Here is a 20,304-nt window from a genome sequence, read left to right as displayed (position 1 = left end):
TTATTCTTGTTTAACATACTTGAGTGGATTTTACTTTAATTTGCTAAATAAATAAAGTATAATTATATAGAACGTTTACATACACATATGTTACATGAAATATTTTTGATATGCTAGTATATTGTTTTTCAAGAACTTTAAAGGATTGAGTTTTATGTTTATACAGAACGAGAGTTTTAACAAATATTTTAAAGGTATTAAGAGTGAGTTCCTTAGTAGATTTAAAGCTATTGAAAAGATGAATTGTTTGAATAATTCATATCATGAAGCAGATTCTGTTAGCAGGAGTTTGGTTGATACAATGATTAAAAGGCTTCTTAAGGAGAATTCTACTATTGTTGGTGTTCAAAATGTTTTGAAACTTTATGAAAAATCCAAATCTGGCAAGTCCTCAATCATATTAATGGAACACTATAGCAATTTTGATTTTCCTTGTTTTCAGTTTTTGCTTAATAAAATGGGCTATGAAGAAGTTGCAGAGCATATTGTTCCTATAGCTGGTGTTAAACTTTTTAAAGATGATTTGTTAATTAAGACTTTATCTTTGGGTTATAGCGTAATATTTATTTATCCTCCGCATGCATTTGTTGGAGTAGATCAGGAGACAATCAGAGAAAGGCGAGTTTTTAATTCTAATTCTATGAGATGTATTGTGGATAAAAAGAGTAGTGGGTATATGATTCTTATTTTTCCAACTGCCACAAGATATAGGAAAGGTAGGCCTGAGACTAAAAGAATAATTTCAGAAATTTCAAGTTACTTTAAGCTTTTTGATTATTTTATGATGGTTGGTATTAACGGAAACATTCTTGAAGTTGCATCAAACGAAGATATGTCTTGTGATGTTTTTAAAGAGGATACTCTTGTGTATAATGCAACAGAAATATTAGATATATTTGAGTACAAAAATTTAATTTTAGAGAAGTTAAGTCAGGAAGGATTAAAACCGACAAAAGAAATTTTGGGTTCTAGAATCGCTGATGATTTAGAAAAACGTTTTGAGGTTCTTCATAAAGAGGGATCCAAGATATATAATGATTTAAGTTAGGGTTCTGTTTGTAGTATGCCTGATATAGAGAAAATAAATAAGTTTAAAAGAGAAATATTAGATAGTATTTCTGATGAGAGAGCTAAAAAAGAGCTTTTTGGTATTAACATGGATATTGAACCTCCTAAGGAAGGGGAAATTATTGTTCCTTGGGAAAGTCAGAGAGAAGTCTTTGATTTAGGAGAAGAACCTGATGAGGAAGAGCTTGATTTAGATTCTATTCTTGGTGCCTTGGATAGTGAGGAAGTTCAGAAGGACTCATATGATGAGAATAATATTTTATTAAAAGATTCTAAAAGGGTAGATATTAAGCCTGAATTTAATGATTTAAATAATGATTTTGATGTTTTAAGTCCTAATCTTGAAGAAAATCTTAATAAAGTTCTTGATGATAATTCTGTTAGTTTAGATGGTGTTGTTAATTTCGATTTAGATAATGCTAATGGTTTGCAAAATTTAGATGCAGGTAGTGATTTGGATTCAGATGTATTAAATTCTAGTAAACTTCTTGATGATGAGATTGGTGATGATAATCTGAACCAGGAATCTGTTAATGATAGTGATGATGATTTTGACCTTGAGAATATGATTAGTAGTCTAACTGTATCAGATGAGAAAAGTGATCAGTTAGAAATTCCTTCTAGTAATGAATCTGTTTCTGGCATTTCTAATGAAAGTTCTGCGAATCTTAGTGATGATGAAGAGAATGATTGGTCTAATCTTTCTGATGATTTTAGATTTTTGGAAGATGGCCAGAAAGGATTTTCTGGTAAATATGATTTTGAAATTAATTATCCTTTATTTTTTAAAAATTTAAATTCTTATCCTAGAAATTTGAGAATTGCTATTGCTGAGGCTTTGATGTTAGAAAATGTTTCTAGATATAAGATTGAAGCATTAGTTGATCTTATTGAACAAAATAACAAGGGACTTAGGTTTATTGCTAAATTTGTTGGAGATATCGTTGGCCGTTCTGTTCAGTTGCCAGTTATGTATTATAAAGCAGAGGAATTTAGTAAACTTGAAAGGAAATTTAGCTATAGAGCTTATAAAGCTTTATCTTCAATATTTAAGATTGCATTCCTTTTTGTTATTTTAACCTTTTTATCTTTTTATTTTTTGGTTGATGTTATGTTTTTTTATATTGCATCTGATAGAAAATATAAAGAGGGAATATCATATATATATGAAAATAAAAGAGATCTTGCTAAAGCTGCTTTTAAAGATGCATATTATATGCGTCCTAACAAAAGATGGTTTCTAGCTTATGCTAAGGCTTTTGAAGATGTGAGAGATTTTGATAGTGCTGAGGAAAAATACGAAGAATTATTTACCATTGATCCATTTTCTTTGGGAGCTGATGATAGACGGCGCAAAAATTTTGATAAAGATGGGTATATATCTTATGCTTCTATGAAAATGAGACTTGGTGAGTATGCTGCTGCCAATTCGATTTTGGATGAGGTTATATCTCATGCTATTTATGATTATGAAGCATTAATGACTAAGGGTAATAATTATTTTCAGTGGGCTCAGATAGATCCTGCCTATTACAAAGATAGCATTAATAATTACACTATTTTGCTTTCAAAATATGGGCGTAGAAAGGAAATTTTATTTAAGCTTTTTAATGTATATATTGAAGCTGGTGCTGAGAGAGAGGCAGAAAATGTGAATGCTTTTATTAAGGCAAATGAAAGATTAGATATTGATGAGGTAGTTTATACTAGATATGCTAAAAAATTGATAGATAGATATCTTAGATTTACAGTTTATAATAAAAGGATAAATACTCTTTCTAGAAATCTGAAACATTTAAGTGCTCAAATGAACTTACTTAATAAAGAGTTTCCTGGTCTTAAAACAGGAAATGAAAAAAGTGTATCTAATACTTTAAGTGATGTTAATCTAAATTCAGAGATTGAATATATTCTTAGAAGGATTTTGTTGAAAAATCCTTATTATAATAAGGCTCTCTTTGAGAGTGGTAGATATTTTTATTATATGGGCGATCTTAAAAAATCAGAAGGTTATTTATTAACAGCATTAGATAGCTTTAGAAAGGAAGATTTAGTTGAAAATGCCTCTGAAAAGATTATTGCTTATAGAATTTTGTCAGATATTTATGAAAAAGGAAATGATACTCTTAAAGCAAGTAACATTATTAATCTGGCTTTAAATGAATATGATTTTTATAGGAGAAATGGTATTGTTAAAGGATCTAGAGAGCTTGCTTTGATTTATGAAAAACAGGGAGATATTCTTAGATATTTAAATGGTTTTAAAGCAGCTATCTCTTCTTATGAGATGGCAATAAATGAAGGGGTGAATTCTCCAGATGTTTATTATAAGTTGGCATTGCTCAATTATAAGGAAAGTAATTATAAAGATGCATTAACTTATTTATTTAAAGTTGAAAACATGTTCGGATTTGCAAATAGTAATAAAGTTTTAAATTCAATTGCGTCTGTTCTTTATAAAATGGGTAATTTTGAAGCTGCTAGGACTTATTATTTAAGAGTATTGCAGAATTTAGAATCAGAAAAGTCTAGCATTTTGGGTTTTAAACCCAAAGAGAATGATCATCATAAAGCTTTATTGGTAAAACAAATTGAGATTTACAATAATCTTGGTATTGTTGAAATAAGAGCATCTTTTGGTGATAGAGCTGGATATAACGTTGTTAAAGATAGTAATCTTTTTGATTCGGGAATTGCAAATTTGACCGAATCTTCTAGAATGTTTGATCTATTAAATCGTGATGATGATATGGTGAAAAATATTAAGAAAGATCTTGCTAGTTTAAATCTTAGAAGTGTTTTTAAGAATGATTTTGTTGATTCTAAGATTTTGTTTTATGATAATTTGGCTGATAATCTTTAAATTTTTTAGAGTTTGTTAGTTTTAAGGTGGCATATAAGGTTGCCTAATTAATGTGTAAGGGTTTATATGAAAAAAGCTGTCTTTGTTATTTCCTTGTTGATTACATTAAATTTATTTTTTTCAATGAGTGACCACTTAAGTATTAATAATGACGATGTATATGTTGAAGCTCATGAGGATGGTTTTCATCTTTTTGTTAGAAAAAAACCAGGTATTGAATCAGTTATTTTAACTGAGTCTTTTGAAATTCCAGATAAAAGTAAGGATGTTTCTACTTATTCATTTAGGACGTTAGAATATAATAGAGTCAATGGAGATGAGATTAGAATTTTAAATGGTAGGGTTATTCAAAATAGACATCTTTTATCATTGACATCTTCTACACCTGTTCAAGATAAAAGATTTGGACAAGTTTTTCATATCTTAATACCTAAGAAATTGAGATATGGTTTTCCTAATTTTTCAACAAGAAGTGGTGATATTGATTTAGAGGTTTTAAAGAGAAAGGGAGAGCCTTTTTGGTTTTCAATTAGAACTTTTGAGAAAAAATATAATGATTATTTAGGTCGGTATAAGGATAATGCTTATGAGCTATTCTTTGGGGACACTCAACTGGAAGGTACGATTGAGAGTAATGATTTTAAAGAGGGATTTTCTAGGTTTTCTGATAATGTTGTTACTGCTGAGAAAGGACTTGATGTTATCGATAAAATAAAAAATATTTTAGAAAAATCAGAAGATTCACTTGCTGATTTAGATCTTGTTTTTGTTATTGACGTGACTGATAGTATGAAGAGTCATATTGAAATTTTAAAGGAGCATCTTTTTGATATGGTAGAACCTCATCTAAATCAATTTAAGTCTTATAGGGTAGGTTTTGTATTTTATAAAGATTATCTTGAAGATTTTTTAACAAGATCTTTTGATTTTAATGGTAAAGAATATTTGCTCAATATGCTTGAAAGTATTAATATAGGTGGTGGAGGAGATTATCCTGAAGCAGTATTTGAAGGAGTTAATGCTGCTATTACTCAGTTTGATTGGAGGGCAGATAATAGGTTTATTATTGTATTAGGTGATGCACCTCCACATGAGTATCCCCGAGGTCCTATAGTTTATGAAGATGTTATTAGAGCGGCTAAAGAAAAAGATATTACAATTTACGGAATATTGCTTAAGTAGTTGTTTTTATTAATTGAGTGTTAGGGTTTATCTTTTGATTTGGTTTTTATTTTTTCTATTATCTTTTTCGATAGAGGGATGATCCATTTAGGTGTTTGTATATTAGATTGTATTAATTCTTCAAGGAGCTTTTTTGATTTTTCTTTTTTATTTGTCAAGTAATATATGAATGCAATTTCATACTTGCCAATGGCAATAATACTTTCATTGTCTTTGTAGTTTTCAATCATTTTTTCATATATTTTTAAAGCAGATTGATAATCATTAACATTAGTTGTCTTTTGGGCTTCTCTTAAGTAAATCCTGTAAGGGGTTTCTTTTGTGAGTTGTTTGTTTAAGTGGGCTGCTGTGTAACAGGAAAAGAGTATTATACTTGTTAATGTTAATGTTAATTTCTTCATTTTTTATTCTCTTATTTTATTTTTGTAAGAAAAATTTACTTAAATTAATTTTATTAGATATAAAAAAAGAAAACAAGCATGAGCCTGTTTCCTTTTTTTGTTTTTTTATTTAGAAGGAATTATTATTTTCCAATTTTTATGTATTAAGTCTGGATTCTGAATTTTTTGTCTGTTTGCAAACCAGATTTTAGGCCATAAATAAGGGTCATTATATAATTTCTTAGAAATGCCCCATAAGGTATTTCCAATTTGAATTATATATAATTCCTTACTTGCATAGCTTTGATAAGCATTTAAGTATCTTGCAGAATCTAAAAATAGTTCGTTTGCAAGTCTAAGATTATTAAGATGCTTAGCTTCAAGTCCTTGTTCCCATAGTTGTCTGGCTTTTTCGATGAGTTGAAGTGTTTTGAGTTTATTTGAATCTGGTTTCTTTACCTCTTCAGTTTGCTCTTCATAAGCGAGTACTAATGAATCTAGCTGCCCAAGTAAGTAAATTTTTTCTTGGGAATCTAAAAGGTTTACGCGTCCATCTTTATCCTTAAGTAAAGCTCTTCCGTTCCATGGTGATGGTTTAATAAGTTTGTTGTTGTTGTAAATGGGAAGATTAGAAGCAGCTTCTAATGCTTTTAATTGTTTATACATTCTCTCTTCTGTTTCCTTAAGGGCTCTTGCTTCTTTTGCTTTTTTAGCAGTGTGTTGTGCCTTATTAAATGCTTTACTATACATTCCAAGAGAACTTTCGATATCATACATTTTGTATTTTCTTGTTGCCTCAAAATATAAGTTATTTACTTCGTCGATTTCTAACGGGATCCATATATATGCTTCATTAATTTCAGCATCATTTAGGTATTTTTCAATGTTTTCTTTCAGATAATTTATTTTTTCTTTTTTTTCAATTGTGTCTCTTGCAATGTTTCTATACCTTTCTAATACTTTTAGAGCAGTTTCGTTTCCTTCTTTAATTTTTTCCTCTTCGAATTCTTTTCTCATCTTTTTTTCAAGCTTTTCAGCTTCATTAAATTCCTTAGAATAGAAAATGTTCCCTCTCTCTTTTATGACATCACTTTTTATCTTTTCAATATCTCTTTTTGTATCTCCAGTTTCTTCCTTTGAAATTTTGGAGTTTGCACTCTTTTTTTCTTCTGGAGGTGTCTCGCATGAAATTAGTGAAATAGTAAATATGGATAATATTAAAAATAATGACTTGCTTGTTTTTATCATAAATACATCCTTTTTGTGTGATATTGGCCACATAAATTAATAATTTTTGCTCTTAGGCAGCAATTCTTTTATCTTTGTATAAAGTCTTTAAGTAGTATATTATTACACAATTTTACATTATGCAATTTTTGCTGCACATATTATGTTTCATTTTATTTTATCACTAGTCTAGATTCCTTTCCTTTGAGATGTCTTTGAAATTTTGTAATTTCCACATGTTCTTTCTTCTGGAGGTGTCTCACATGAAATTAGTGAAAGAGTAAATATGGCCAATATTGAAAATAATAATTTGTTTTTTTTCATAATAGATACATCCTTTTGATATAAGATTACCTACATAAACTGTATAGCTTTTGTCAAGCCTTAAGTTCTCTAAAGAATAGGCTTGATGTCAAGTATTATTTTTATGCTTTCTTAAAATTATAACGTATTTTTTATTTTTATTAAAGTTAGTAAATCTTTTTAAAAAAAGATATAATTAATCTCATAAAATTTGAGAAAAGAGGAAGATTTGATTTTGAAATCATATATCGTTATCCTTTTGCTTTTATCCTCGCAATTATTCTTATTCTCTCAAGTAGCGTCTATTAAAGAAATAGAAGGACGTATTAATATTATAAGGAATGCCATTCCTGTCAAACTAGATTTGGGGGATGAGATTTTTGAGTATGATTTTATTGAAGTGGGAGATAATTCTAAAATTAAAATAGGTTTATATGGAATAAATGGTGTTGCATCGGATTTGACCTTATATTCTAATACGCATAGTCTTATTTGTTATTCTTCTCTTAAAGATATGCAGGATGCAAAAGTATATTTATTTAAGGGTAGTTTAGAGGTAGTGATTTATGAGGTTGTTCAAGGTTCCTCATTTTCTGTGGATATAAATAATTATTTTTTTATGACTGATTCGCCAGCAAAATTTTATGTCAATTGTGAATACTTTAATAATTATTTTGTTAGTGTTTTTGATGGGCTTGTTAAACATTATAACAAGAATGAATATTGGATCTCGGCAGGCACTAGCATTTTACTTTGGGATGGTAATTCTTTTTTATATAAAACTAATGACTCTGTTTCACAAAATGTAATTCAAAGTTTGAAAGAGGTTTCTCGTGAAACTTTTATTTCTATGTATGATAGGCAATTGAATAGCATATTTTCAAAGTATGTTGAATATAGTTTTAGATTTAATTTTATATATGATTACCTATTAAGAGACCCTAAATTTAATACTATATATTCGAAGTGGGGTTTAGAAGATAAAAATTATACCTTAGGAAATAGAGTTGACATGGTAAATTATGTTCATTATCTAAGGGGTAGAATAGGTATTCTTTTTAATAATTTCATTTTTTTGGCTAACGTGTTTTTCTTTACAGAAGATATTATTAATCTTTCTTCTGATGTGTTTAATAAAGCATCTATTCATAGGTCTATGTTAAAATTTTTCGAAAATTATAGAAAAAATCAATCATCTTTAATAAAAAAGTTTTTTAAAACCATTCATTCTTTTAAAATGTATTTGGTTCGTACGAATGGTGATATTCCTAGTAATTTGAATATTAACGAATTTTATTTGTTAAGACCTGGAGAGTTTTAATTTTGGTGTGGATGCATTTAGATATGAAATTTGCTAAATTTATTAAGAATATAAATGTCAAATTCTAACATTATTTTATGTAATTTTTGTGTGTGGTTTCAGTTTATTGGTTATTAAGTGTTTTATCATGAGTTTGGGTAATTTTTATGGTATAATCTTAAGGAATTTTTATTTTGAAAGTTTCTCTTTTGAATTTTTATTATATTGATTATCTTGCGGGCTAATATTTTTAAGAAAATTTGATCAATAGAGTTAGACGTGATAGAGACTTTTATGATATCTTTTTACAAAGAAACTTTTTTGAGGAAGGTGATTTTATTTTGAGTTTTAGGTTTTTGATGTTATGCCGTTTTGCTCTCATATTATCAGGATTGATTTCGTTTATATGAGAAAAAGGTGTTTTATTTCTGTGAATAGATCTCTTTTCTTTAGGATTTTTTGGATTTTTGTTTCAATAACTTGCTTATTCTTGTTTGTTTATATTAATTTTTTTAAAATTAGAGAATATAAGTCTTTATCTAATAATAAAAAAATTGCGTTGTTCATTCCTGGAATCATTAGTGGTTCACCTTCTTATAAAGCGATGTATGATTTTTTGATTGAATTTGAAAAGGGTAGGAGTGATATTGAGGTTAAGTTATTCGAAGCTGGGTTTAATCAGCATGAATGGATAGAATTGCTTGAAAAATTATTAAATTCTAAAAATTATGATTTTTTGATAACTACAAATAATTCAATGCAGGGCATTATTGATAAAATTTCCCAAAATTATCCTTATACTAAATTCTTGCTTTTTGATTCTTTGGTTAAGAATATTAATCCTCAGGTGTATTCACTCTCTTATAATGTTGCAGAAGAAGCTTACATATTGGGTTATTATGTGGGTTTATTTTTAAAGGATGCTAGTCTATCTAATAAGAATGTTGCTTTGATTGCTGGACAAGAGTATCCTGTTATGAATAATTATATTTTTCCTTATTTCAAAAATGGTGTTAAAGAAATTATAGATTCAGAAGTATTCTTTAGAACTTTGGGAAATTGGCATGATAGTAATAGGGCAAAAATTTTATCTGACTCTTTAATTTTAAGTTCGGGAGTTTCCGTAATTCTGCCAATTGTGGGTACAGCTATTAAAGGAGTTCTCTCGTCGGTTCGTGAGCATGGTGTTTTTGCTGTTCTTTTTGATAGTGAGGATTATTTGGATAATAAAGATAATATTATTGGTTCAGGCATTACAAATCAAGGGCTTTATTTAAAAAAAGTTTTAAGTGATGCTCTCAAAGGAGATCTTGAATATGGAACTTATAAGGTGCTTGGCTTTAAAGAAAAGGGGATCTCGTTTAATATGTTCAATAAATTTTATTTAGAGAAGATTGATGTAAAGCTTAAAAAGAGTCTTGAAGAAAAGATGATAGAGATTAATGATACTGGAATCAAAATAGATTTAGAATGATTTATGGTAGAGTTTAAAAATATAGTAAAATCCTTTCCTGATGTTGAAAAGCCTATTCTGGATAGTGTTAATTTAAGAATTGAGGAAGCTAAAATTTTGACTGTAATTGGAAGAAATGGGGAAGGTAAGAGTACTTTATCAAAAATTATAGCTGGATTTATTCATTTTGATAGTGGTGATGTATTTGTAAACAGTAATAGGCAGAAAAACTGGAATGTGGACATGGCAAAAAGTAATGGCATTTATATTGTGTCGCAGGTTCCAAAACTTGATATGAACTTAAAAGTTTGGGAGTATCTTAGTATTTATTGGTTTGATTCTCAATTTTTTATGCCAATAAGTAGATCTAAAACTTATAGATATTATAAATGGCTTAGGCAATTTTATAATATTGATTTTGATCTAGAGATCTGTATACAAGATTTGAATATTAAAGAAACATATCTTTTGCTTATTATTTCTTCTCTTAAGGAAAATGCAAAGATAATTATTTTTGATGAGAGTGTGGCTTACTTTTCCCAAAAAGAGGCTAAAGAGTTTATTAAATTGCTTCAAGATCTCAAAAAGGCAGGCATTACTTCTCTTTTTGTTACGCATAGAGAGATTGGGGATGCCATAAAGTTTAGTGACGAATTTATTATTTTAAAAGAGGGAAAATGTTTCAGAACAACAAATAAAGAAATAATACTTAGCAAGCTTGAAATTCCTGCTGATAAGTTTATTGATACGAGTATTAGACATTGTAGGTTGTCAAACGAAGATTTTATAAAATTTAATTTATTTTTTGAAGATTTCTGGAAGTATGATATTAGTTTTTCTTTAAAAAAAAGAGGAGTTTTAGGAATTATTGCAGAAGATGCAGCAATAAAAACATGGGAAAAACTATTCTTGGGTAAAATTCCTTTTGTGGGATGCATAAAAATGAATGGTTATAGATATGAGCATATTAATTTTTGTGAACTAAAGGCCGGATTTTTACCTTTAGGAATTGGTAATTTGTTTTCTGATAATACTACTATATTGGATGGCTTTTTAGTTAAGATAATGACTTTTGAAAATGAAGTTTTTATTAAGCAATCTACCATTAATAAGCTTAAAAAATCTTTTAAGGACGATATGGAATATTGTGATAGCAAGATATTTAAGACTTTTTATTCTAAGTCTTTGGCATTCTCTGGAGGGACTTTAAAAAAACTTGCTCTTTTTAGAGAGAAATATATTACAAAAAGCTTTTTAATTTGTTTTTCACCTCTTAGTAATTTAGACTATAGGGCATATATTGAGATAGCTAATTTTATCCGTAATTTTTCTAATGAGAAACCTATATTATTAATTACTCCTAATTTAGATGAGCTTTTTCTTTTATCAGATGATATTTTAGCAATAAAGGCTGGTGAGGTTGTATTGAGTTTAAAAAGGGAACATGTTAACAAAGCAACTTTAAAGGAAATGTTGTTTATATGAAGAAATTTAGAAGAGGATATATTTTGTTAATATTTTCACTTAGTGTACTAGGTATTAGCTATTTTTTTGATGGCTTTTTTAGTTTTTCTTATATAAAGGTGATATTGTGGAATTTTATGTTGCTCTTATTAATTGCAACAGGAATTTCAACTTGTGCTAGGAGTAATAGTTTAACTCTTGGCGATGAAGGTCAAGTTTATTGTGGAGCATTTTTATCATATGTGTTTTGTGAATTTTGTGGACTTACATACTTTAGTTTTGTATTAATAATGGTATTAAGCTCATTTTTGGTTGGTGTGATAGGAGTTATTCCTTTTTTGTTAACATTTTTTTGTGGAGTTAATGGAATGCTTACAGGCCTTTTGATGTCTTATGGAAATCAGAGGTTGGTTGATGGATTTATATCAAAGCTTTTAGGTACAAATGGACTTTTAAATCAGACAAAAAGTATTAATAAGATATTTGCTCTTGATACTGCTTTTCCATATTTGCTTTTTTTTAGTATTGTGGTTTGGGGATGTTATGTATTTGTTCATAAAAGAACTATTTTAGGATTAAAACTTGAGATATTAAGTGATAGGAAGACACTAAGCAAATTTTTTAGTATTAATGAGTTTAAGTATAAGTTTTTTACAGTATTTTCTAGTGCTTTTTTAAATGGACTTGTGGGTTCAATATTTTTAATTTTTTTTAAGAACTATTTATTTTTAGGATTAACCTCTGGGCTGGGTTGGAATGGTTTTGTTGTGGCTGTAGTTTCAGGTTTTAGTTATGCGTATGTATTATTTTTTAGTTTATTTTTTGCAACACTTAATGAGTTTAATAATTATCTTAAAATAAATTATTCGTTTAAATTTGAATTTATTGGTTTATATCAGGCTATTTCGATTTTTGTCTCATTATTTTTGATTAATTCAGGTAAAAAGTAGATGTTTGGTATTTTTTTGCATTCTATAATATTTGCATATTTGGCACTCGGAATTCTTTATACCGAAAGAGTAGGACTTCTAAATATATCGATTGAAGGAATTTCCTTTTTATCTGCTTTTTTGACATCTCTTTTTATTTATTTGGGATATGGGATTTTTCCCTCAGTTATTATAACGGTTCTGATTAATTTGATCTTTGGGTTTTTTTTATCTTTGATTGTAAGGAATGGTTATAACATTTTTATAGCGGGTATAGGAATTAATATATTATGCTATTTTTTAGTCAGAATTTTAATGACATCTAATTTCGATTTTATTCCAGGATTTAGTTTGAATATTCATAATGATCTTTCTATTGTTTGTTTTGTTATATTTTTTTTCATTTTCTTAGGTTTTAGTATTTATGTAATAAGTTATTCAAGGGTTAGAATAGTTTTTGAGTTTATTCGTTCGAGTGATTGTGAAAATATATTGGGTGAGCAAATTAGTAATGATTTTAAATCTTTTGCTATTTTTATATCCGTAATCTCGTCAAGTATTGCAGGTTCATTTCTTGCTATAAATTTTAATGTTTATTCTTATAATTTGGGTCTAAATAATGGTTGGCTTGCTGTTTGTATATTATATATTGCATTTGCAAATCCTTGGCTTATTTTTCCAATTGCATTCTTTATGGTATTTGTTGAATATAAGTTTTTCAATTTGCAGGATTATGTTAATTCTTATTTTGCTCTTTCATTACCCTTTTATATGGCTATATTAGTTAATATATTTGTTTCTATTTTTAGGAAAACTAAGCTATTTTAGCAATATCATTTATTGAGTTTTTGAGTTTTTTTAAGCATCTAATTTGTAGTTCTAGGTCTTTGATTTTGATTTTATTAAATTCATAAAAGGGAATTTGTTTGATGATAGCTAAACTATTTAGCAAAATAGTTAATATTGTGTCATCATATGTTTCTATTTGAAAAATAGTATTTAGTATTAAATTAAACATTAAATCTTCATCTTGTATGAAATGATAAAACCCTTTTTTTAAGATAGTGTCAATTAATATATATATATTTGTATTTAGTAATTCTTGATTATCTTGAATAAATTTTATTATATGGTCCATTGAGTTTTGTGTTTCTCCAATGAGAAAGTATGCCCATGAAATGTCAAGATAATTTTTTGTATCTTTAAAATCAATTATTTGTAGATAAGTTTTTGTTTGTTTAATTGCTTCTAACCAGTTATTTAGTAAGTATTCTAATTCTGCTATTAGTAAGTATGCGTCAACTTGTTTTGGATCTTTATCTATAATTTGCATTAACAATGCTTTAGATTCATTATATTTTTTTAGCTCTTTGAGTAAGATTGATTTTGTATAAAGTTCATCTATTTTTTTTCTATCTGTACCTTTATCTTTTGTAGAAGTTGTTGCATAGAGAGTAGTGGTGATGTTTATCCAGACTAATATGATTGCATATTTTTTCATAAATTTTCCTCTTTTATTTTTTTGACAATATCTATTATCATTTCTTTATATTCGTTTAGCAATGTATATGAATTTAATTCTTCTATGAATTTGTTAAGGTATGACATTGCAAGGCTTGAAGCATCTTGGATAGCTCTTGATGAGTTAATCATATTGCTCAATTTTAATATTTTTTCCCTTGATTTATCTATAGGTTTGTTTTTAATTTTGTCTAGTTCTTGAATAATTTGTTCATTAAATTTTTTTTCTTTTAAAAAGTATATTATAGGCAGACTTTTTTTCCCTTCAATTAAATCATCTCCAAAATCTTTGCCATCAATTCCATCTTTAATATTTTTGATATCGTCTATTATTTGAAAACAGGTTCCAAGTTTTGAGAATGTGTTATAAAGGTTTTTTGCTTTATTTTCATTGTTTGTGAGTATTCCAGCTAAAAATCCAGCCATTCCAAAAAGAGAGCTTGTTTTAAGTTCAACTAAAGATATGTATTCTTCAACGTTTGGAATATATGTTCCATTGTGCAATGCAATATCAGTTCCTTGTCCTAAGTGAAGATTTAAGAGAGTTGTAAAGAAATTTTCGTAGATTAATAATTTATGACTTGTCTTTAAGTTTGAAGTTTGTATTAATTTTGCAGGCAGAAAGTAAATTAAATTTGCTGTGTTAATACTATTATCTAGTCCATAAATTAAGTGGATAGCAGGTCTACCCCGTCTTTTAGTAGCTCCATCTTCTATATCATCGATAATTAGACTTCCAGAATGAGGTAATTCAAGTAGCAAGCTTAGTTTGTATAGGTCCTCGGTATAACTATTGTTATATCCTAATGCATGTGCTAGTAAAATCATTAGCATCGGTCTTATTCTCTTTCCGCCTCTATTTATAATTTCAATTGCTGGCGCTTGGATTGTCTTTATTATACTTTCTTTTATATTAAGTTTTAACTTTAAGTCTTTGTCTTTAAAGAGGTTGAGAAAATAATCTTTTGAAAAAATGTTATTAATATTTTTTTCGATCTTATCTAAAAATGATTTATTTTGCATAATTATAATTATAATAAAAAGTATAAGTTTTGGGTTTATTTAAGAGAGAATCAATATGTATAATGTTGTTGATAAGTATTCACAAAGAGCTAAAAAAGAAGGATATCTTGCTAGATCTGTTTATAAGTTGATTGAAATTGATAAGAAATTTTCTTTGTTTTCTTCTGGTAATGTACTAGATATTGGTGCGTCTCCTGGCAGTTTTTCTCAATATGCTTATGGTAGACTTAAAAAAGGGGTACTTGTTGCCGTTGACCTTAATGATATAAATCTTAATTTCGCTAATAATTTCTATTTTATCAAAGGTGATATATATATTGATGAAGTTTGTCAAAATGTCAAGACTTTTGCACCTTATAGTTTGATTGTGAGTGATGCGGCTCCTAAAACCACTGGTAATAGATTAGTTGATACAAGCATTTCTTTTAACTTGAATATGAGAATAGTTGAATTGGCTTTTGGGATCTTAGCAAAAGGTGGAAATTTATTAATTAAGGTTTTTCAAGGAGGTGAAGAAGAACAGCTTTTTTATAGGCTTAAGAGTTATTTCAGGCTTGTCAAAAAAATTAGGCCTAAAGCTGTTCGAAAAAATTCATTTGAAATTTATTTTTTGTCTAAAGATTTTATTGGATTGGAGGTAAATATTTAAGTTACTTTAAGGGTATTGGGATATGTTTGTAAAAGAAAAAGTTATGGAAAAAAATTTTAATTTGCAAGTTGCATGTTTTAAAATAGGCAAAGAGAGTTATGGAGTTGCAATAGAGCACATTAGAGAAGTAATTAAAGTTCCTTTAGAAGGTATATATGCAGTACCCAATGTTCCTGATTATATTACTGGTATTTATAATCTTCGGGGGAATGTTATTCCTTTAGTGAGTTTAAATGTGAGATTTAAAATTCCTTCTGTTTATACGACGGAAGAAGATAAGCTTTTAACAGGTTATTTAATAGTTAATATTAAAGGTAAGCTTTTAGGGATATTTGTAGATAAGGTCTTAAAGGTTATTAGCTTTGATGCATCTAAGATACAGGAGCCTCCTGCTACTTTGCAAACTTTGGATAGAAAATATATATCTGGTATTGTTAGGATTGAGGATAATGAAAATTTTGATAGTGAATATTTAATTTTAATTGATATTGAACGGATATTTGACAAGAGTGAATTTGATAGGATTCCATACAAGGATAAAGATGAAGAGTAAGGTTCTCATTTATGTAAATTATTCAAGCTCAGATGCTGAAGTTCTTGCTTGTGAGATACAGACATATCTAGAGCATAAATATGGTATTTTAAGCTTGTTTGCAGGGATTAATCAATCTTCGGAGTCATTAACTGAGGATAATTTGATTTTTGCAATAACCTTGGGTGGGGATGGTACAGTTTTATTAGCTAGTAGCTTGCTTTTGAAAAATGATATCGATATCCCAATTATTTCTATAAATTTGGGAAAAGTGGGATTTTTAGCGGACATAAAACCTAAAGATTTTAAGGAAGTAATAGATAAGTTTTTTGATAATTCTTTAGTTATTCATAAAAAATATTTGCTTAATATTAGTGCTTATGAGAATGGAAATAATATATTTACTAGGTATGCTTTAAATGATGTGATTATTCGTTCTAGTATTCTTAATAAGTTGATTTATGTAAATCTTAAGGTTAATTCGGAAGATTTTCTTTCATATAGGAGTGATGGGATAATATTTGCCACTCCTACAGGCTCGACTGGGTATTCTTTTTCAGCAGGTGGTGCTATTTTAGAATCAGATCTTAAGGCTTTTATCTTAACACCTATTTCTCCGCATTCTGTTTATAATCGTTCTTTCGTTTTTTCAGGCGGGAGTAATCTTTCACTTTCATTTCAGAAAGGGTATGCGTTAAATTCAGCCTCGATTTTCGTTGATGGCGTTAATATTGGTAAATTTGGGATTGATATTGTTTTTGAGTTAGGACTTGATAATAAGAGTTTGCGTTTTGCATCATTTTGTACGGATACTTTTGTTAGAAGACTTAAAAATAAGTTATTATAATATATATCTTATTTTTAAATTTTATATGTTGATTGAACTTTTTATAAAAAATTTTATTTTAATTAAAGAAGTATCTATTAAGCTCGGTACTGGTTTGATAGCACTAACAGGTGAATCTGGAAGTGGTAAAAGTTTATTGTTGTCGTCAATTTATTATTTATTTGGTGGAAAAGTTAAAGATAATATAATTATTGATGGAGAGCAAGAGTGTATTTTACTTGGTCAGTTTAGGGTAAATGAAGATGTGAGGAATTATCTGTTTTCTAAAGATATAGTTGTGGAAGATTTTATTATTATAAAGAGGGTAATTAGATTTGAATCTTCAAATACTCTTTTAAGTAATTATTATATTAATAATGAGCCAATTTCTAGTATCATATTAAAGCCACTTTTTAATATGTTGATTGAGGTGCATTCTCAAAATCAACAGTATTTAATTTTGAAAAATCCTTCCAATAATCTAAAGGTTTTGGATAATTACGCTAATTTAAATGCTCAATTGGAAGAATATAGGTTAACTTATGAATCGTATGTTCAATATTTAAATGATTATAACGATTTTATTTTAAAAGAGAAGTTACATAAAGATAGTAGAGAAGAGTGTCAGAAAATAATTGAGGAAATAGATGCTATTAGTCCCAAGATGGGGGAAGAGGAAATTTTAAAGACTAAGTTAGACGAGCTTAGGCATCATGAATCTTTATGTCGTGCATTTTCGAATTTAAAGGATGTTTTAAGCTCAAATAGTAGTGTTTCTGCTTTAAGTGAGATAAAAAAAGTGATTTGTGATGCTGAATATCTCTCAGGAATTAATAATAGTTATTTTGAGCTTGAAAATCGTCTTAAAAACTCTTACTATGAGCTTGAGGATATTGGGCAAATTTATAATAGATATCTTTTTGACAAAGCCTATGATGCAAAAGAAGTTGAATCAACAGAAAGTCGGTTATATGAGCTATCTCGTCTTAAGAAAAAATATGGACCAAGTCTTGAGGATGTCATAGCATTAAGGAAAAGGTGTGATGACATTATTGATTCATCACTTAATTTTGAGACTGAAAGACTAAGTAGGGAGCAAAAGTTAGAAGATTTGTTTGAGAGAGTGAAAAAATTAGCATCTGATATTTCAAGTATTAGACAAGTTTCTGCCTTAAGCTTTGCATCTAGAGTGACTGAGATTTTGCATATGCTTAACATGGGGCATTCGGAGTTTTTTGTGTCAGTCTATAAGGGAGAAATTAAGTCAACAGGTATAGATGAGGTAGAATTTTTAATCTCAAGTAGTGTTGGTTTAAAAGCCCAGCCAATTTATAAAATTGCGTCTGGAGGTGAGCTTTCAAGAATAATGTTAGCCATTAAGAGTGTTCAGAATGTTGATGAGAGTAAACTTGTTATATTTGATGAGATTGATTCTGGCATAGGAGGTGAATCTGGAGTAAGTTTGGGTAAGTATTTAAAGGGCTTGTCAGGCAATATGCAGATATTTGTTGTTACTCATCTTGCTAATGTTGCAAGTCTCTCAGATTATCATGTTTTAGTAAGAAAAGAATGTATAGAAAATAAGACTTATGTTCACGCTTCTTTATTGTTGGGTAGTGATCGTGCTTCAGAAGTTGCTCGAATGCTTAGTGGAGACATTAATGATATTAGCTTTAGACATGCAGAAGAGCTTTTAAAGAGTAATAATTAATTATAAGTGGGTATTTATGGATTTGGTTCATAATGAAAATTATCAAAGAATTTTGTTTATTGATGATCTAATTTTGCAAACTTTAAACAGTATAAAAGATATAAAGACGTCCGGTAAGCTTATGCTAGATTCGGCTGTAGCATTTAAGTTTATTAATTTAAATTTAAATGTTCTAAGTTATATTGCCTCATTAAATTATTTTTACACAAAGCCTAGATTAAAAGTTAACTATGATTTTAGAACAAATCTTTTTAGTTTTATTTCCGATTTTTCATTGTTTGTAAGTCCAGTTTTGCTTATTCCTATTAGCAAACTTATGGTGAGCGAATCTGTGATTGATTTAAACCCTAATGAGCGACTCTTGATCATTAAGAAGTTGGGATATCTTATTGATTTGGGAATTTATTTTGGCAAAGGCGATTCTAAATCAATTCTTTTTTTAGAAGATATATATCTTAAATTTATTGTTTTGGCTAAAAATTTTATTGATTTTAAGAATTTATCAAAGAATTTAGTTATTGATAGTCCTTTTTATAAAGCCCAATTGGCTCATCTTATTAAATCTTTAGATCTCTTGGAAGAAGGAGCCTTTTTGTTAAGGGCAAGATATGAAGCAAATGGATTTTATGGGCTCTCAGAGCAGATTTTAAGTTATATTGAAGCTGGCCGAATTTTAGCTACTGTTACTTCTCAAAAAGAAATATCTGATAAGTTTGCAAAATTTTATGAAGTTTGGTCTATTAAGTTTCAATCGGATTTAGGTAAGAGTAAGTAAGTCCAAGAGGGAGGATGTTAATAGTTGTGAGTCTTTATAGGGAAGATTTAATTAAATTTAAAAGAGTTAAGTCTTTTTTGTTATTGATTTTTTTGTTGATGTTCATAGTACTAGTTGATTTTGTCCTGAGATCAACGATTGATATTTCAACCTTTTATAAGTTCAATCATTTTGAGAAACTTGATAATTTGGTTGATATTATTTCAAAAAAGAATGTTTTTATTAAAGATCAAATCTTAAATCTAGATCTAGATAAATTTTATTATCATGTTGTAAGTGATCGTTTGGTTAGTTTTTCAGACCATTATTATGTGGTTAACAAGTTTAAGAGTAATTATTCTGTTTTTTCTAAAAAGACAGATAAATTTTTGTTTTCTTTGGTACATAAAGATTTTGTTTTTACAAAAGGTAATGCTATTTTTGCTTTAGATAATTTATATAAGTCTTTAGCAGTTTATGAGGCAGATGGAAGTAAAATTTTGTCTTTAAAGTTTATAGCTTCAATATTAAGCATTGATTATAATAATGATGTTTTGACTTTAGGACTCTCTGATGGCAAGATTTATGTATATAAGCGTGGAAAGATGTTTTATAGTAGTAGTTTATCAAGTATTGGCTTTCCAGTTATATGTGTTAAGTTAAGCTTGGATAATAAGTATTTATGTATTTTAAGAGGAGATGGAGAATATTCTTTAGAGGTGGTTAACTTAGAAGATAGATATAATCAGGTTTTATATTTGCACAATTTAAAGCTTAAGGATTTTAGTCCTTTTTTTAAGCTTGATAAGTTTTATAATTTATTCGTTGAAACTGTAGATTCATTCTTAATACTTAATATTGAAAGTGGTAAAATTTTTAGAATTAATAATAAAAATTCTGTTTTAAAAGCCTCTTATGATGCTTTTTCTAGATTATATAGGATATATTTTTATGATTTGAGTAGTAATATGATTAATATAAGGACTTATTTTGTAAATTCTTATAAGTTATTTGATAATATATTTTTCAAAGATAAGATAAGTTCGTATGTTGAATTTGATGAAGGGATTTTATATTTTAATGATGAGGGTAATTTGAAGTATTTAGGGCTGTAGTTAT

At 28.1% G+C, this 20,304-nt stretch carries 19 protein-coding genes; 14 read left to right on the top strand and 5 right to left on the bottom strand.

Translation table 11 applies throughout. The features are described 5' to 3' along the window. The first annotated feature begins 154 nt into the window (after nt 1–154). The 3 genes from N187_RS01585 to N187_RS01575 all read left to right on the top strand — a co-directional run bounded on the left by N187_RS01585 (nt 155) and on the right by N187_RS01575 (nt 5,113). A complete protein-coding gene (locus tag N187_RS01585) occupies nt 155–1,048 on the top strand; it encodes a 1-acyl-sn-glycerol-3-phosphate acyltransferase (protein WP_025419526.1) in 894 nt (297 codons plus the stop codon). Between the two features lie 15 nt (nt 1,049–1,063). Next, nucleotides 1,064–3,931 (top strand): periplasmic flagellar collar protein FlcA, encoded by a 2,868-nt coding sequence (gene flcA / locus N187_RS01580; RefSeq protein WP_075550308.1) that lies wholly within the window; start codon nt 1,064–1,066, stop codon nt 3,929–3,931. A gap of 66 nt (nt 3,932–3,997) precedes the next feature. Continuing rightward, complete coding sequence (locus N187_RS01575) at nt 3,998–5,113, top strand: vWA domain-containing protein (RefSeq protein ID WP_025419525.1); 1,116 nt, start codon at nt 3,998–4,000, stop codon at nt 5,111–5,113. A gap of 20 nt (nt 5,114–5,133) precedes the next feature. On the opposite strand, the gene N187_RS01570 is transcribed toward N187_RS01575, so the two are convergent. The 3 genes from N187_RS01570 to N187_RS05000 form a co-directional block, all read right to left on the bottom strand. Continuing rightward, the gene (locus N187_RS01570; RefSeq protein ID WP_025419524.1) at nt 5,134–5,514 is read right to left on the bottom strand and encodes an outer membrane protein assembly factor BamD; all 381 of its coding nucleotides are present in this window, start codon (nt 5,512–5,514) and stop codon (nt 5,134–5,136) included. A 105-nt stretch (nt 5,515–5,619) separates the two neighbouring features. Beyond that, on the bottom strand, nt 5,620–6,741 hold the full coding sequence (locus tag N187_RS01565; RefSeq protein ID WP_025419523.1) for a LysM peptidoglycan-binding domain-containing protein: 1,122 nt from the start codon (nt 6,739–6,741) through the stop codon (nt 5,620–5,622). 168 nt (nt 6,742–6,909) lie between these two features. Next, nucleotides 6,910–7,044, bottom strand: coding sequence for a hypothetical protein (locus N187_RS05000; protein WP_257787719.1), 135 nt, complete (start codon nt 7,042–7,044; stop codon nt 6,910–6,912). A 208-nt stretch (nt 7,045–7,252) separates the two neighbouring features. On the opposite strand from N187_RS05000, the gene N187_RS01560 reads away from it, so the two are divergent. The 5 genes from N187_RS01560 to N187_RS01540 all read left to right on the top strand — a co-directional run bounded on the left by N187_RS01560 (nt 7,253) and on the right by N187_RS01540 (nt 12,997). Next, nucleotides 7,253–8,344, top strand: a complete 1,092-nt coding sequence (locus N187_RS01560) for a hypothetical protein (protein WP_025419522.1) — start codon at nt 7,253–7,255, stop codon at nt 8,342–8,344. Nucleotides 8,345–8,753: 409 nt separating this feature from the next. Beyond that, nucleotides 8,754–9,797 carry a BMP family ABC transporter substrate-binding protein gene (locus N187_RS01555; RefSeq protein ID WP_025419521.1) on the top strand — a complete coding sequence of 348 codons (1,044 nt, stop codon included), beginning with the start codon at nt 8,754–8,756 and terminating at the stop codon, nt 9,795–9,797. 3 nt (nt 9,798–9,800) lie between these two features. Further along, complete coding sequence (locus tag N187_RS01550; protein ID WP_025419520.1) at nt 9,801–11,261, top strand: ATP-binding cassette domain-containing protein; 1,461 nt, start codon at nt 9,801–9,803, stop codon at nt 11,259–11,261. Beyond that, nucleotides 11,258–12,190: an ABC transporter permease gene (locus N187_RS01545; RefSeq protein WP_025419519.1), complete on the top strand. Its 933-nt coding sequence runs from the start codon at nt 11,258–11,260 to the stop codon at nt 12,188–12,190. The genes N187_RS01550 and N187_RS01545 overlap by 4 nt, the downstream gene beginning before the upstream one ends. After that, nucleotides 12,191–12,997: a membrane protein gene (locus tag N187_RS01540; protein ID WP_025419518.1), complete on the top strand. Its 807-nt coding sequence runs from the start codon at nt 12,191–12,193 to the stop codon at nt 12,995–12,997. Here N187_RS01540 and N187_RS01535 read toward each other — a convergent pair. Both N187_RS01535 and N187_RS01530 read right to left on the bottom strand, forming a co-directional pair. Further along, complete coding sequence (locus N187_RS01535; protein ID WP_025419517.1) at nt 12,984–13,670, bottom strand: tetratricopeptide repeat protein; 687 nt, start codon at nt 13,668–13,670, stop codon at nt 12,984–12,986. The two genes, N187_RS01540 and N187_RS01535, sit on opposite strands and share 14 nt — an antisense overlap. Beyond that, on the bottom strand, nt 13,667–14,713 hold the full coding sequence (locus N187_RS01530; RefSeq protein ID WP_075550307.1) for a polyprenyl synthetase family protein: 1,047 nt from the start codon (nt 14,711–14,713) through the stop codon (nt 13,667–13,669). Before N187_RS01530 ends, N187_RS01535 begins: the two co-directional genes overlap by 4 nt. 55 nt (nt 14,714–14,768) lie before the next feature. Between N187_RS01530 and N187_RS01525 the strand changes: the two genes are divergently transcribed. The 6 genes from N187_RS01525 to N187_RS01500 are packed head-to-tail and all read left to right on the top strand — an operon-like array spanning nt 14,769 to nt 20,300. Then, nucleotides 14,769–15,362 (top strand): SAM-dependent methyltransferase, encoded by a 594-nt coding sequence (locus N187_RS01525; RefSeq protein ID WP_025419516.1) that lies wholly within the window; start codon nt 14,769–14,771, stop codon nt 15,360–15,362. 22 nt (nt 15,363–15,384) lie between these two features. Then, nucleotides 15,385–15,915 (top strand): chemotaxis protein CheW, encoded by a 531-nt coding sequence (locus tag N187_RS01520; RefSeq protein WP_025419515.1) that lies wholly within the window; start codon nt 15,385–15,387, stop codon nt 15,913–15,915. Then, nucleotides 15,905–16,741, top strand: coding sequence for an NAD(+)/NADH kinase (locus N187_RS01515; protein WP_025419514.1), 837 nt, complete (start codon nt 15,905–15,907; stop codon nt 16,739–16,741). Before N187_RS01520 ends, N187_RS01515 begins: the two co-directional genes overlap by 11 nt. 25 nt (nt 16,742–16,766) lie before the next feature. Then, the gene (gene recN, locus N187_RS01510; protein WP_038443478.1) at nt 16,767–18,431 is read left to right on the top strand and encodes a DNA repair protein RecN; all 1,665 of its coding nucleotides are present in this window, start codon (nt 16,767–16,769) and stop codon (nt 18,429–18,431) included. A gap of 16 nt (nt 18,432–18,447) precedes the next feature. Next, nucleotides 18,448–19,206, top strand: a complete 759-nt coding sequence (locus tag N187_RS01505) for a hypothetical protein (RefSeq protein ID WP_025419512.1) — start codon at nt 18,448–18,450, stop codon at nt 19,204–19,206. 14 nt (nt 19,207–19,220) lie between these two features. Then, complete coding sequence (locus N187_RS01500) at nt 19,221–20,300, top strand: hypothetical protein (protein ID WP_051483117.1); 1,080 nt, start codon at nt 19,221–19,223, stop codon at nt 20,298–20,300. The last annotated feature ends 4 nt before the right edge of the window (nt 20,301–20,304 follow it).

Source organism: Borrelia anserina Es, from assembly GCF_001936255.1.
Classification (GTDB): domain Bacteria; phylum Spirochaetota; class Spirochaetia; order Borreliales; family Borreliaceae; genus Borrelia; species Borrelia anserina.
This window is presented reverse-complemented; position numbering and strand designations above follow the sequence as displayed.

What these genes read in the sequence shown, in the direction of transcription:
- recN (WP_038443478.1), top strand. Translation starts at nt 16,767, where the DNA reads ATGTTGATTGAACTTTTTATAAAAAATTTTATTTTAATTAAAGAAGTA.
- N187_RS01575 (WP_025419525.1), top strand. Translation starts at nt 3,998, where the DNA reads ATGAAAAAAGCTGTCTTTGTTATTTCCTTGTTGATTACATTAAATTTA.
- N187_RS01520 (WP_025419515.1), top strand. Translation starts at nt 15,385, where the DNA reads ATGTTTGTAAAAGAAAAAGTTATGGAAAAAAATTTTAATTTGCAAGTT.
- N187_RS01535 (WP_025419517.1), bottom strand. Translation starts at nt 13,670, where the DNA reads ATGAAAAAATATGCAATCATATTAGTCTGGATAAACATCACCACTACT.
- N187_RS05000 (WP_257787719.1), bottom strand. Translation starts at nt 7,044, where the DNA reads ATGAAAAAAAACAAATTATTATTTTCAATATTGGCCATATTTACTCTT.
- N187_RS01500 (WP_051483117.1), top strand. Translation starts at nt 19,221, where the DNA reads ATGTTAATAGTTGTGAGTCTTTATAGGGAAGATTTAATTAAATTTAAA.
- N187_RS01585 (WP_025419526.1), top strand. Translation starts at nt 155, where the DNA reads ATGTTTATACAGAACGAGAGTTTTAACAAATATTTTAAAGGTATTAAG.
- N187_RS01565 (WP_025419523.1), bottom strand. Translation starts at nt 6,741, where the DNA reads ATGATAAAAACAAGCAAGTCATTATTTTTAATATTATCCATATTTACT.
- N187_RS01550 (WP_025419520.1), top strand. Translation starts at nt 9,801, where the DNA reads ATGGTAGAGTTTAAAAATATAGTAAAATCCTTTCCTGATGTTGAAAAG.
- N187_RS01570 (WP_025419524.1), bottom strand. Translation starts at nt 5,514, where the DNA reads ATGAAGAAATTAACATTAACATTAACAAGTATAATACTCTTTTCCTGT.
- N187_RS01540 (WP_025419518.1), top strand. Translation starts at nt 12,191, where the DNA reads ATGTTTGGTATTTTTTTGCATTCTATAATATTTGCATATTTGGCACTC.
- N187_RS01545 (WP_025419519.1), top strand. Translation starts at nt 11,258, where the DNA reads ATGAAGAAATTTAGAAGAGGATATATTTTGTTAATATTTTCACTTAGT.
- N187_RS01505 (WP_025419512.1), top strand. Translation starts at nt 18,448, where the DNA reads ATGGATTTGGTTCATAATGAAAATTATCAAAGAATTTTGTTTATTGAT.
- N187_RS01515 (WP_025419514.1), top strand. Translation starts at nt 15,905, where the DNA reads ATGAAGAGTAAGGTTCTCATTTATGTAAATTATTCAAGCTCAGATGCT.
- flcA (WP_075550308.1), top strand. Translation starts at nt 1,064, where the DNA reads ATGCCTGATATAGAGAAAATAAATAAGTTTAAAAGAGAAATATTAGAT.
- N187_RS01530 (WP_075550307.1), bottom strand. Translation starts at nt 14,713, where the DNA reads ATGCAAAATAAATCATTTTTAGATAAGATCGAAAAAAATATTAATAAC.
- N187_RS01525 (WP_025419516.1), top strand. Translation starts at nt 14,769, where the DNA reads ATGTATAATGTTGTTGATAAGTATTCACAAAGAGCTAAAAAAGAAGGA.